General features: G+C 70.4%; 12 protein-coding genes. 3 read left to right on the top strand and 9 right to left on the bottom strand.

Annotated features, from left to right (window positions below):
• Positions 1-182: 182 nt before the first annotated feature.
• Positions 183-1,100 (bottom strand): manganese catalase family protein, encoded by a 918-nt coding sequence (locus CS062_RS23660; protein ID WP_099864197.1) that lies wholly within the window; start codon positions 1,098-1,100, stop codon positions 183-185.
• A 387-nt stretch (positions 1,101-1,487) separates the two neighbouring features.
• Entirely contained in the window at positions 1,488-1,976 is a 489-nt protein-coding gene (locus tag CS062_RS23655) for a hypothetical protein (RefSeq protein WP_099864195.1), read from the bottom strand.
• 21 nt (positions 1,977-1,997) lie between these two features.
• Here CS062_RS23655 and CS062_RS23650 point away from each other — a divergent pair, with 21 nt between their 5' ends.
• The gene (locus CS062_RS23650; protein ID WP_099864194.1) at positions 1,998-4,007 is read left to right on the top strand and encodes a S9 family peptidase; all 2,010 of its coding nucleotides are present in this window, start codon (positions 1,998-2,000) and stop codon (positions 4,005-4,007) included.
• Between the two features lie 21 nt (positions 4,008-4,028).
• Here CS062_RS23650 and CS062_RS23645 read toward each other — a convergent pair whose 3' ends face one another.
• Positions 4,029-4,526, bottom strand: coding sequence for a YciE/YciF ferroxidase family protein (locus CS062_RS23645; RefSeq protein ID WP_099864192.1), 498 nt, complete (start codon positions 4,524-4,526; stop codon positions 4,029-4,031).
• A gap of 177 nt (positions 4,527-4,703) precedes the next feature.
• Between CS062_RS23645 and CS062_RS23640 the strand changes: the two genes are divergently transcribed.
• Together CS062_RS23640 and CS062_RS23635 are read left to right on the top strand one after the other, a co-directional pair.
• Complete coding sequence (locus CS062_RS23640; protein WP_099864191.1) at positions 4,704-5,045, top strand: hypothetical protein; 342 nt, start codon at positions 4,704-4,706, stop codon at positions 5,043-5,045.
• 13 nt (positions 5,046-5,058) lie between these two features.
• Complete coding sequence (locus tag CS062_RS23635; protein WP_099864198.1) at positions 5,059-5,838, top strand: OBAP family protein; 780 nt, start codon at positions 5,059-5,061, stop codon at positions 5,836-5,838.
• A gap of 101 nt (positions 5,839-5,939) precedes the next feature.
• On the opposite strand, the gene CS062_RS23630 is transcribed toward CS062_RS23635, so the two are convergent.
• From CS062_RS23630 to CS062_RS23605, 6 genes are all read right to left on the bottom strand, one after another.
• On the bottom strand, positions 5,940-6,371 hold the full coding sequence (locus CS062_RS23630) for an Hsp20/alpha crystallin family protein (RefSeq protein ID WP_099864189.1): 432 nt from the start codon (positions 6,369-6,371) through the stop codon (positions 5,940-5,942).
• Between the two features lie 30 nt (positions 6,372-6,401).
• The gene (locus tag CS062_RS23625; protein WP_099864187.1) at positions 6,402-6,854 is read right to left on the bottom strand and encodes an Hsp20/alpha crystallin family protein; all 453 of its coding nucleotides are present in this window, start codon (positions 6,852-6,854) and stop codon (positions 6,402-6,404) included.
• A 195-nt stretch (positions 6,855-7,049) separates the two neighbouring features.
• Positions 7,050-7,271, bottom strand: coding sequence for a hypothetical protein (locus CS062_RS23620; protein WP_099864185.1), 222 nt, complete (start codon positions 7,269-7,271; stop codon positions 7,050-7,052).
• A gap of 127 nt (positions 7,272-7,398) precedes the next feature.
• Positions 7,399-8,109: a type VI secretion system-associated protein TagF gene (gene tagF, locus CS062_RS23615; RefSeq protein ID WP_099864183.1), complete on the bottom strand. Its 711-nt coding sequence runs from the start codon at positions 8,107-8,109 to the stop codon at positions 7,399-7,401.
• A 22-nt stretch (positions 8,110-8,131) separates the two neighbouring features.
• Complete coding sequence (gene tssM, locus CS062_RS23610) at positions 8,132-11,710, bottom strand: type VI secretion system membrane subunit TssM (protein ID WP_099864181.1); 3,579 nt, start codon at positions 11,708-11,710, stop codon at positions 8,132-8,134.
• A partial coding sequence (locus tag CS062_RS23605; RefSeq protein WP_099864179.1) for a DotU family type VI secretion system protein occupies positions 11,707-12,861 on the bottom strand: 1,155 nt, incomplete at its 5' end. The genes tssM and CS062_RS23605, both read right to left, overlap by 4 nt.

Genomic DNA, 12,861 nt, shown 5'->3' with positions numbered 1-12,861 from the left:
CGAGGCGGCGCTGGTCACGGCAGTCGCGGCCACCGTCGACCTGATCGTGGTGCCCCCGCGCCTGACGCCCGGCTTCGAGCGACGCCTGTCGGCGAGGGCGCTGGCCGCCGTCTATGCGAGCTTCGCCCTTGGGCTGACGGTGGCGGCGCTGCGGGAGCGCCGCGCACCGCCCCTTGGCCGCCTCAGGGCAGCGGCTTGTCCATCGCCGCATTCGTCGCATCCACCGGCGTCGGCCCGCTGCCCAGCTCCACGCCGGTGACCGGCTCGCTCAGCGGATCGGATGCGGTACGGGTGCGCATGGCCTCGCAGTCCCGTTCCTCGTCGGGCGTGAGCCCCACCGACGCCTGGCCATCGCCGCCGTCGACCGCGCACTGGCGCTCGCGGTCGGACTCGTACAGGAAGATCTTGTTGTCGTTCCACGGGCCGCGCATGTCGCCTTCACCCTGCGACATGTTGTAGTAGACCGAGGCGAACTCGGGCTTGCCGGGCAGCTTGCCGGGCGGGAAGTTCGGGCTGATCGAGTACAGCGCCTTCTCGAACGAGCGCTGGTGGGCGATCTCGCGGGTCATCAGGAAGCCGAGCGCTTCCTTCACCCCGGGATCGTCGGTCACCGCGATCAGGCGCTCGTAGACGATCTTGGCGCGTGCCTCGGCGGCGATGTTGGAGCGCAGGTCGGCGGTCGGTTCGCCGATGCTGTCGATGTAGCCGGCATTCCAGAGCTGGCCGCCGGAGTTGGTCAGCGCCGGTCCGCCGCCGTACAGCACCTGCGTCACATGCGAGTCGTTGCCGGCGCCTTGCAGCGATCGGAACAGCTCCGCTTCGGAATCGGTCGCCTCGGCCAACTGGCCCTTGGCGCCCTTGTTGAGCATCGCGACGATGGTGCCGATGACCTCGAGGTGGCTGAGCTCCTCGGTGGCGATGTCGAGCAGCATGTCCTTGCGGCCGGGATCGTCCTCGGCCAGCGCCTGGGTGAAGTAGCGGCAGGCCGCGGCGAGCTCGCCCTGCGGGCCGCCGAACTGCTCGAGCATCAGATTGGCCAGCGCTGGGTTGCACTCGCGGACGCGGACGGTGTACTGGAGGCGTTTGTTGTGGGCGAACATGGAATCTCCTTGCTGTTGGCGGGGGGAGTGGATCGAGAGGGACCGGGAAGCGCCGCACCGCGGAGCGCTGCATGGGCAGGGCCGGCTTGCGTGGCGACAGCGTCGATCTGGCAAGGGCCGATCCAGCGCTGCGAAGAGGGTCTCGCGGCGCAGCGATGCCCGGAGATCACCGAGGCCATCGGGTTTTGGAGCGGTCCGGAAAAATGCATCGATTCGTTTCCGACATCCGGCAGGGGATGCGGCAGAACTCACACACTTGTCCAGGCAAGTGTTTTTGGGGTCAGGTCTTGCGTCCGCATGGAGCGATCTGGCGCGATGCGAGGCCTGCGCGCTTGCTCTCTCTAGCAGACGTGAACGCGCTGCCTCCCGCGAGACGGAGCCGGTTCATCAGCCGGTCGTCGACAACCGCCCGTCGCCCGGAAAGCCCGATGGCATGGGCCTTGCTGTGATGAGGGTGTTGGCATGTGCCAATGACCCATTGACGGAGACACCATGACTCAGCAATCCAACCAAGGTCAGTCGACCCCAGGCCAGCAAGGCGGTTCCGGCTCGCAGCGCGAGCAGAACCAGCAGAACCAGCAAGGCCAACAACAGGGCCAGCAAGGCCAGCAGGACCAGAACCGCGAGCAGCAGCGCCAGCAGGGTCAGAACCAAGGCCAGCAAGGCCAGGCTTCTCAAGGTCAGGAGCAGCAGCGCCAGCAAGGCCAGGAGCAGCAGCGCCAGCAAGGTCAGCAGCGCGAGGACGGCTCCCAGAACCGCGCCGAGCAGCAGCGTCAGCAAGGCGGCCAGCAGCGTGAAGAGGGCGGCCAGCAGCGCGACGAGCGTTGAGCCTCTGGCAGCGCAGGGGCCGTCCCCTCTGGGGGCGGCCCCTTTCATCTTTCAGCGAAAAGGAATTCCATGGCCGAAGCAACCCGTGCGTTCACTGTCGACGACCTCTGCAACGAGCAGCGCATCGAGTCGCTCGATCTGCAACCGGGAGGCCAGCGTGTGGTGTGCGCGGTGAAGTCGGTCCAGCGCGCGGACGATGCCTACCAGACGCATCTGTGGCTGCTCCCCGTGGACGGCGGACCGTCCAACCGGCTCACCTTCGTGCCCAGCAAGAATTCGCGACCGCGCTGGTCTCCCGGCGGCGATCGCATCGCCTTTCTCAGCGACCGGCATGGCGGGCCGAAGCAGGTGTACCTGATGCCCGCGGACGGCGGAGAGGCGCGCCAGATCACGCGTTTCGCCGGCACCGTGGTCGATCTGGCCTGGCGGCCGGATGGCCGACAGCTCGCACTGGTCTGCGCGGTCAATGTCGATCCGGACCGACGTGTCGACGGCACGCGGGAGATCGACCTGCAGCGCCCGATCGCCGCCGCGACGGCGCCGGAGGTGGTCTGGCGTCTGCCTTACAAGATGGATGGCGCCGGCTATGTGCTCGGCGCCCGGCTGCATGTCGTGCTCCTGGACATCGAGTCGCAGGAGGCGACGCCGCTCACGCGCGGCGACTATGACGTGGGCCATCTCGCCTGGTCGCGTGATGGCCGGCACCTGGCTTTCACGCGGGGCCGCGAGGACGAACGCGAAAGCCATTGCACCGACGTCTGGGTATTGGACCTGGATGGTCCCGTGCGGTCGTTTCCCGCGGCCCGACGGCTCAGCACGACGGTGGCGACCGCTTCCTGGCCCGCGTTCTCGCCGGACGGATCGACGATCGCCTTCATGGGCGCCGAGAACGGCGGCGACGCGATCATGAGACTGTGGGCGGTGGACGTCGGCAGCGGCGTGACGCGCCGGGTGGCCGACGAGGATCTGGAGCTCTTCAGCAACCCGCTGTTCTGGGACGCCGATGGACGCCGGCTGCGCGCGGTGCAGGCCTGGCGCGGCGTCCAGCGCATCGTGTCGATCGATGTCGGCAGCGGCGAGGTGACCGCGCTGGTCGATCCACCCGCCGGGCAGGTGAGTGCGATGGCGGTGGGCGAGGCGATCGCCTATGTCGAGGAAGGTGTCGATCACCCGATCGAAGCCCACTGCTGCGACCTCGACGGTCGCGACCCGCGACGCATCAGCGACTTCAACGCCTGGTGGCGCCAGCGGCATGCGCTCAAGCTCGAGCGCCGCCGCTTCGAGGTGCCGGACGGCGAGGGCGGCACCGAGCAGATCGACGGCTGGCTGCTGCTTCGCGAGGGCGAGCCCTCGCCGCGCCGGCTGCTGGTCGACGTGCATGGCGGACCGGCCAGCTATGTGGCCCTGCAGTTTCCGACGACACCGTACTGGCAGGTGCTCGCCAGCCAGGGGTGGGCGATCCTGGCGCTCAATGCGGTGGGCTCGGCCAGCTACGGTCGACGGTTCAGCGAGCGGCTGCGCAAGTGCTGGGGAAAGCTGGACCTGCCGCAATATCGCGCCGCCATCGCCGCGCTGCGGCGCGAGGGACTGGTGGACGAGCGGGTCGCCATCTCGGGCTCGTCCTACGGCGGCTACTTCAGCGCGTATGCCACCGGCAATTGCGACGACTTCCGCGCGTCGGTGGTCAGCGCGCCGGTGGGCAACCTGGAGACGCACTACGGCACCTCCGACAGCGGCTACTACGCCGACCCGTTCTCGATGGAAGGCAAGCCCGATGCCAATCGCGAGCTGATGATCGAGCTGTCGCCGATGGCGCACATCGGTCGGGGCTGCACGCCGACGCTGTTCCTCCAGGGCAAGGACGACGAGCGTTGTCCGAAGTGCCAGTCGGAAGAGATGTTCGTGAAGCTCAAGCGTTCCGGCACGCCGAGCGAACTGGTCCTCTATCCCGGCGGCGACCACCACACCCTGGGCCAGGGCCGACCGTCTCATCGGCTCGACGGGCACACCCGCATCGTCGATTGGTTGAATCGCTGGGTCGAGGTGCCGTTGCCCGCCGGGCATGAGGAGAAGCGCTGAGCGCTTCTCCTCGGCGCGGACTCACGCGGCGCGCAGCGCCTCGTCGACCTTCGCGGCGGCCGCGAGCTGTCCCAGCTTCTCGTCCGTCGCCTTCTCCTCGGCCAGGGTTTCGCCCAGCAGTTGCTCGGCCTCGGCCAGTCCCAGCTGCTTGGCCATCAGGATCAGCGCGGTGTAGCTGGCGATCTCGTAGTGCTCGACCTTCTGCGCGGCACCGATCAGCGCCGCGTCCAGCACCGGTCCCTTGTCGATCTCGTCGATGAGGTCCTTGCCTTCCTCGATCAGGCCCTCCATCGCCACGCATTTGATGCGTTTGAGCTTGATGCCGGTCTGCTCGGCCAACTGGTCGATGCGCAGCACCTGGTTCTGCGTCTCCTCCAGGTGGCGTTCGAAGGCTTCCGCGAGTTGCGGGTCCTGGGCGGCGCGTGCCATCTTCGGCAGCGATCGCGTCATCTGCTTCTCGGCGCTGTAGGCGTCGGACAGTTCATGGATGAACAGGTCTTCGATGGTCTTGACGGCCATGGGGGAACTCCTTGGTAAGGGTTGGGACATCGTCTCGCTCAGTCGGCAAGCGCCATTCCATCGGCATCGCCAGCCCGCGTCGCCCGATCGGACCGAGCCGCGCGAAGCGCTTGTGTGGAACGGGGGTTGCCCGGAGAGGACAGGGCTCGATCCGCGAGCCTCCCTCTGGAGATCCTCATGTCCCTTCGTCATCTGGCCGTCGCCGGCGGCATCGCGCTGCTGTCCGCGCACCTGTTCCGTTCCCTGCGTGCGCCGCAAGGCGGCGCGTCGTCGTCCGACCCCTTGCCCGCGTCACAGCCGGACGCCGCTTCCACGACCGCTGATCGCACGCCGCCCGAAGGCGGCGAGCGCGCCAGCGGGAATGACGGCGAGACCGCGCGTCTCACGCCGCTGGAAGGCGCGGCGCTCGCCGAGTCGCTGCGCCAGCAGGAGCGGCCCGAGCTCGGCCTGCCCAGCGATATGACGAACGATGCCGACCGGGTCCGCCCCGGCCTGGCGGACTTCGCGCGCGGCGCCTGAGGCCGGTGTCGAGATGAAGCCGCACACCGCCTTCTCGGTGGCCTTGGCCGGTCTGCTGCTCGCCGCCTGCGGCGACCATCGGACCGAGTCGCCGGTCCAGTCGCCCGGCACTCCGGCGCGGCCCGCCACGAAGGCGCTGGAAGCCGGCGCCGCCGTGCTGCAGGACAAGCCGCCGATCGAGGCGCTCAACGCCTACCTCGATGGCTTCCACTTCTACAACGGCCGGCCCGCCGCGCAGATGGAGGCGCATCACTACTGCGCCATCCTCAATGAAGAGCTCATCCAATGCGTGATCTACGACGGCAACGTCAAGGACGCGAAGCTCATGGGCGTCGAATACATCATCAGCGGCCGGCAGTTCGCCGCGTTGCCGGTGGAGGAAAAGCGCCTCTGGCACAGCCACGTGCACGAGGTGAAGTCCGGCCAGCTGATCGCGCCGGGCATTCCCGAGGCGGCCGAGCGGCAGCTGATGGAACGACTGGTCGGCACCTACGGCAAGACCTGGCACACCTGGCACACCGACGAGGGCAAGTCGCTGCCCCTGGGCGTGCCGCAACTGATGATGGGCTTCACCGCGGATGGCCAGGCCGACGCGGCGATGGTGGCGGCGCGCGACCAGCGCTTCGGTGTCGCCAGCGCGCGCAAGCGCGAGCAGCGCGCCCCCATACCCGCGCCGCCGGTGGATGCCGGCGCGGACGCCTGGCGCCGCGGACAGATTTACCAGATCCCCGATCCCACGGGGGCGCACGGCGCCGGCGCGCATGCGTCCGGGCGCGCCCCGTCCGCGCGGTGAGCGCATCGCCCGGCGCCTGATGCGCTGAGACGCGGGCAGCGCGTCCGGCGCGAGCGCACCTCATGGCCGCATCGGCGATCAGGTCCGCGGTCGCCGATCCCTCAGCTCGTGGACACGGCGATGCGCCGCGGCTGCGCATGCGCCTGCTTGGGGATCCGCAGCGTCAGGACGCCGTCCTTCATGCCGGCCTCGATGCGGGCCATGTCGAGTTCCCGGCTCAGGGTGAAGGCGCGGCGGAAGCGCGGCACGCTGATCTCCGCCCACAACGGGCGCATGCCGTCCGGCGCGCTGATCGCGGCCTCGCCTTCGATCACCAGCGTCTCGCCGTCCAGGCGGACGTCGAGCGCTTCCCGCGGAACGCCCGGCATGTCGGCCAGCAAGGTGATGCCGCCGGCATCCTCGAAGATCTCGACCGCGGGCTCCGCGACCGCCCGGGGGCCAGTGGCCTGTTTGCCGGTCGGGGCGTTCAGCTCGGTCGCAGCGAGCTCGGCACGAGTGCCCTCGGTGCGGGTCAGTTGGTTCTGGGTGGACATGACAGCTCCTTTCCTTCGTGAGGTCGTGGTTCACTGGACGTTGATGCGCTGCGGCCGGGCCGCTTCCCGCAGGCCCACCGTGACCCGCAGCACGCCGTCGCGGTAATGCGCGTCCACGCTGCTGGTGTCGGCATCGTCCGGCAGCGCCACGGCGCGGCTGAAGCGGCCGTGCCAACGTTCCGCGGCATAGAGCTGCACGCCGTCGGACGAGCCGCGCTCGGTGGGCTTGCGCTCGCCGGAGATCCGCAGGACGCCGCGCTCGACGGTCACGTCGATGGCTTGCGCGTCCAGGCCGGAGGCGAAGGCATAGACCTCGATGGAGCGCTCGGTGCGGCCGACATTGATCGGCGGAAAGCTGCCCGCCATGGCGGAACGGATGCTGTCCGCGAAACCGTCCGGCGAGCGGGAGCGTGACAGCGCCTGCTGCAGCTGGGTGAGCTGCTCCAGCAGGCCTTGCGGGCGGTGGAACACGGTATCGAACATGAGAGACCTCCTTTCCTGGTCGATGAGTCGATGGGGCGATGAAGGGCGGCGCTTGCGCCGACCCGTGATGAACCGGTGGTGCGGGCGATCGCGGACGCGGCCCGGCCCGAGGGGCGGTCCCTCAACGCGGGCTCGAGCCCGGGCTCGGCATCGAACGATGGCTCGCGCTGTCGCGCTGTCGCGCAGGCGGGCGAGCTACCGCTCCAGCGGACGGGACGTGGCGTCGGTCGGGGTGGCGGCGGAGAGTTCGCGCGCGAAGCACGGCCTCGATGAGCACTTCAGGCGTCGCAGCGTTTCCCGCGCGAGCAGATAGGCCTGGAGATGGGGCGGGCTCATCACGAGCCGCGTCGAGCGCAGCGGGCGCGGCGGGCGCCGGGTCGGCGCCTGGGCAGGGGTGTCGGAGATCGGCTTGGCCATGATTCAGTTCCTCGTCCGAATCGGTGGATGGCGGTTCGACACAGATTTAGGAACTGGGGCTTTTCGCTTCAAGAGCCGATCGAACTGGGGAAAACCCTTATCTCCGCCGGAGGCGGAGGTGAGGAACTCAACCGGACCTCTTCGTCAGCAGCGCCGCGAACGCTTCCACGTAGGGCAGGCCCGGCCCCCAGCGCATGTCGATCTGCGCGCCGGGCTCGGGGTTGGGCGACCAGACGGTGCAGCCCGCCAGGCGCTCCATCAGTTCGCCCGCCGCCAGCATCGGCATGGCCGAGGTGAGCAGGCCCGCCGGCGCGGTGTAGGTGACCCACTGCACCGCGTTCTCCGGCGCCGGCAGTGTCGCCGCGTGGCTGGCCGGCCAGGGCGGTGCGGCGGCCAGCGCCGCCTCCAGCGAGTCCACCGTCGCGGTGTCGTCCAGCGTGCGCATCGCCGCGTTGGCGAGCACCGTGTACCAGCGGTCCAGGTGGTCCAGCCCGGCGCGGTCGATCGGCGGCTGGCTGCGCGGCTGCGCGATCACCAGCGGGAAATAGCGGCCGACGTTGTCGCAGCTGGCCATCAGCACGCCGAACCACCACTTCATGTCCACCACGCCCGGCGCCCAGGCGAAGCGCAGCACCGGCGCGGTCAGGTAGGTGTCGAGCCAGCGGGCGCCCAGCACCTTGGGCAGGTCCTGCATCATTCCGGACAGCCAGGCGTCGCAGTGGCGCACGCAGTGCTGCGGCAGCCGCCGCTGGGCGAAGTCGCCCAGGGCGGCGACCTTGCCGTACCAGCCGGGCACGGCATCGCCGGACGAGTTCAGGGCTTCGGGCAACGCGCTCATCGTCGGTCTCTCCTGGTGCGCCTCACAGTCCGCCGGGGCAGCGGAACTCGTTGAGCTCCGGCAGCCGGAACGGGTTGCGGACGCTGCTGGCGGTGACCTCGAAGACCGCCTTGCGGCCCTCGATCTCGAAAGTGGCCTTGAATCGCTCGGGCGCGGCGGTCTTCTCGATCTTGACCCGGTCGAACAGGCGGAACAGCGCCCAGGGGCCGTCGTTGACCATGCCGGACGAGCCGCTGGTGCTGGCGGGACTCAACTGCACCCGCACCTGCGAGCTGCCGCGCGGACCCGGCCACTGCACCGAGGTCGGGATCTGCGGGCCGTGGCTGTAGCGCACGATCTGGCCGTCCACGTCCAGGATGAACTGCTGGATCGAGGTGTCCATCTCGATCGGCTTGAAGTCCAGCCGCAGCGACGGCGTGTTGCTGCCCGGGAAGAAGGTCTCCTTGATCGCCTGCGCGCGCTGGAACTGCGGCAGCGTGCCGCTGTCGGCGCCCAGCGGCGTGCCCTCGACCGCGCGGAACTTCCACGGCCGCGTCGTCGTGTCGACATAGGGCGCCAGCTTCTGCTGGAACAGCTGGTCGATCTTGCCGCCCGGCGCGAACAGCATCGCGAAGTCGGCCTGCGTCGCGTCGCGCGAGGAATTGCGGTCCAGCGGATAACGACCGGCCACGGCCTGGTTGCAGAACTCGCCGACCTGCGAGCGCACCTCCATGCCCAGATTCTGCCGCATCGCGCCCTGCGACACGCGGGCGCTGCTGCTGCCCAGGTCGTCCAGCATTGTGCGCAGCGGCTCGGGGCTCATCGCGGCGGCGGCCTTCAGCCGCGTCGGCACCGGCGAGGGCGGCGGTGCGCTGCCGCCCTTGAGCGCCGAATCCGCGGCGGTGAGCATGATGTTGGCCTCGGCGATCAAGCCGACCGTCTCGTCCAGCGGCGCCTTGCCGCCGCCGGGGGGCGCGGTGACCATGCTGCGCAGGCCGACGAAGCGGTCGTCGACGATGCTCTCGATGCGCGGCGCGTTCGGATCGGCCGGATTGGGCTGGCCGGGCTTGCCCGAGAACATGCCCGCGACCCGCTCGCGCGTCTGCTGCACCAGGTCGGCAGCGCGGCGCTCGGCGTTCTCGATCGCATTGCCCGGCTGGGCCAGCGTGGTCTCGCGCGAGGCGGCGCGCAGGAAGGGACCCAGCGGGCTGTCCGGCGCGGACAGCATGCGGGAGCGCTCCACCGATTGCGGCACCGTCGCCATCGGCAGCAGCTTGACGCTGTTGAGGAAGGCTTCCCAGGCCGCGGCGTAGTCATTCAGGTAGAGCCGGCGCACATCGTCCACCAGCGGCGCGTTGGCGCGCACCAGGGCCTGCGCATCCTTGGGCGCCGCGGCGACGCCCAGCACCCAGGGCTCCTCGGCGGCCAGTTCGTCGGTCACCTGGCCGACGCGCGGCTGGAAGCCGCGCAGGTAGGCGTCGCGGGTGAAGAAGCCCGGCACGCCCTGGGTCAGCGGCGCGCCGTTGGCACGGGTGAACAGCAGCGGCGCATTGTGGCCACCGGCCCGCGCGACGGTGAAGTCGGGGTACTCGGTGCCCAGTCCCTGCGCCCGCAGCCGGTTGTAGATGCGCTGCGGCAGCGGCTGCGTCGCCAGTTGGGTGCGCACCGCCGTCAGCAGCGACGCATCCTCCGGCAGCGGCGAGGCGATGCCGCCCTGCGACAGCAACGCATCCAGGTGGGCGCCGAGCGCGGCGCGCTGGTCGGGCGTCAGCTCGCGGCGGGTGGTTTCCCAGTCGCCCTCGATGTGCTGCTTCAGCGCCTGCGCGTCGAAGTGCTGCGGGTCATGCAGCATCACGTAGGCCTTGAGCGCTTCGTACAGGGTGACCGGCGTTGCGGCGCCCTGGCGCAGCTGCTCCTCGATGCGCAGCACCAGCCGCGGCAGCACCGCGTCGCCCAGCATGCGCTGGTAGGCGGCGCGTGCCGCGCTGTCGATCTTGCGGCCCTGGAACAGGCCCATGCGCATGGACAGCGGCACGTCGTCCTCGACCGCGGCCAGCGCGCGCGTGGCCTGCAGCGCCGGCAGGATCGGCAGCAGGTCGGCCGAGGCCCGGTTGGGCGTGGCCTGCAGCAGCTCGCGGACCTGCTCCGCGCGGGCGCTGGTCTCCTGCAGGTACTTGCGGTTGTTGAAGTAGCTGACCGTCCATGCGGTCAGCAGGCCGACGCCGACGACCGCGACGGCCGCATAGCCGGCCAGCGCCAGCGCATTGCGGCGCCGCTCCCAGCCGCGATGCGTGCCGCCCAGGCCCGCCTCGGCGAAGACGACCTCGCCCAGCAGCCGGTTCAGGAAGTAGCTGCGGCCGCTGGCCTGGTTGGGCGCGAGCACCGCATGCTCGATCTGGTAGCTGCGGGCCACCGAGCCCAGCACCCGGTCGATGGGCGTGCCTTCCTGCGTGCCGCTGACGAAGTAGATGCCGCGCAGCTGCGGCTGTGCCTCGTAGGGGGAGGGCGCGAAGACGCCCTCGGCATATTCGGCCAGCAGCGCGCGCAGGCTGGCGAACTGGGCCGGGAAGCCGTAGATGCGGGCGCGGCGCTGCGGGTCGCGCTCGGCCTGCAGGCGATCGATCAGGCCGTCCTGCAGGCGCTGCTCCAGCGCGTCGAACTCGGCGCCGAAGCCCGCCAGCGGCGAGGCGCTGCTGCGCGCGAAGGTGAAGCCCCAGGGCGCCGCCCGCTGGTCCTTGTCCACCGTCGCGAAGTAGTCCATGAAGCCCGACAGCAGGTCGGCCTTGGTGACCAGCAGGTAGATCGGGAAGCGGATGTCCAGGTCCTTCTGCAGCTCCTGCAGTCGGGCGCGCACGGTGGCGGCATGCTGGGCGCGCTCGGCCGGGCTGCGCGACAGCAGGTCGGTCACCGACACCGTCACCAGCGCGCCGTTGATCGGCTGGCGCGGGCGGGAACGCCGCAGCATCTGCAGGAAGCCGCTCCAGGTCGCCTTGTCGTTGGTCGGGTCGCTGTCCTGCGTGGTGAAGCGGCCGGCGGTGTCGATCAGCACCGCGCGGTCGGTGAACCACCAGTCGCAATGGCGCGTGCCGCCGACGCCGCGGATCGCGTGGTCGCCCATCTGGTCGGCCAGCGGGAAGTTCAGGCCGCTGTGGCGCAGCGCCGTCGTCTTGCCGGAGCCCGGCGCGCCGATGATCAGGTACCAGGGCAGCTCGTAGAGATAGCGTCCGCCGAAGCGCGAGCGCAGCTTCGCGCCGAATCCGGCCGAGCCCTCGGCGCCGAAACGCGAGCGCTGCAGCAGCTGCAGCGCCTGGCGGAAGCGCTCGCGCACGGCCAGCATGTCGGCGCTCTCGCGCTCGGTCGCGTCGGCCGCCGGCTGCTGCAGCAGCTGGTTGACGACGGCGGTGTTGCCGCGCCTGGCGCGCCAGCGGCTCCAGGCGATGCACAGCGCCACCACCAGCACCAGCACGCCGATGGTGATCCAGCGCGAGCGCGCGGTGTCCAGCGGGCGCGCCTCGCCGACCGCGACCAGCGGGCCGACGATCCAGATCAGCAGCGCGACCGCCAGCACCAGCACCGCCAGCAGCACCCAGCGGTTGAAGATCCATCCCAGGACGCGTTTCATCGCGAAGCTCCGCGCGCCGGCGCGTCAGGCGCGCGGCCATTGATCATCAGACTGACCTCGACGCGCCGGTTCAGCGCGCGGTTGGTCGGCGTGTCGTTCGGTGCCACCGGCTCGGCCTCGGCGCGACCCTCGGCGCGGATGCGCTCGGGCGCCACGCGGCGCGCGATCAGCAGCTCGCGCACGGTGTTGGCGCGTTCTTCGGACAGGTGCCAGTTGGACGGGAAACGGGCCGTGCGGATCGGCGTGTTGTCGCTGTGGCCGGTCACCAGGACGGTGCCCTGGACCTGCGTCAGCGCGTCGGCGATGCGCCCCATCAGCGCCTCGCGTTCCGGAACGATGGTCGCGCTGGCCGGCGCGAACAGGCCGTCGCCGCGGATCGTGACCACGCTGCGGTCGACCTCGTCGCGCACCGCGACCAGGCCGGCCTTGATGTCCGACTGCAGGAACTGCGCCAGGCGCGGCTTGGCCGGCGGCGGCGGGGGCGCGACCACCGGGGGCGACAGCCGCAGCGACTGGATCTGCCCGAAGACCGGATCGGAGCGTTCCGCCAGCGACAGCGTCAGCGTCAGGTACACGCCGACGAGCACCAGCGCGGTCAGCGCCGCGGTGGCCGCCAGCGGCAGCCAGCCGATGTGGCGGCGCTGGGTGGTGGGCTCGACCTGCCAGTGCTGGGCCAGCGCGGCGGGATAGTCGCCGCGCTGCTGCTTCAGGATCTGCGCCAGGCGGTCACGCACCGCCTCGAGCTGCGCGGGGCCGTTGTCGATGACGCGGTAACGCCCGGCGAAGCCCAGCGTCAGCGCGGCGTAGATCAGCTCGAGCAGGTCGCGGTTGGCATCGGGCTTCTCGGCCAGGCGGGCCATCAGCTGGAAGACCTTTTCGCCGCCCCAGGTCTCGTTGTGGAACATCGACAGCAGGCTGTGCCGCGCCCAGACGCCGGAGCCGCCCCAGGGCGTGTCGGCGCAGGCCTCGTCGATCATCGTGCAGAGCACATAGCGGGTGGCCATGACCCGCTCGGGCGGGATGCCCGCGGCGGCGGCGCGCGCGGCGAAGTCGCGGATGCCCTGCGCCAGGTTGTTGCGCAGCGCGCCCACGTCGTCGACGCGGCGGGTCGTGCGCAGCTGCGGCACCAGCAGCAGCAGCGGGTTGGCCAG

The sequence above is a fragment of the Roseateles chitinivorans genome, assembly GCF_002761755.1.
Lineage (GTDB): Bacteria > Pseudomonadota > Gammaproteobacteria > Burkholderiales > Burkholderiaceae_C > Roseateles > Roseateles chitinivorans.
The sequence above is the reverse complement of the archived record's forward strand: the minus strand, read 5'-3'. Positions and strand labels throughout refer to the sequence as shown.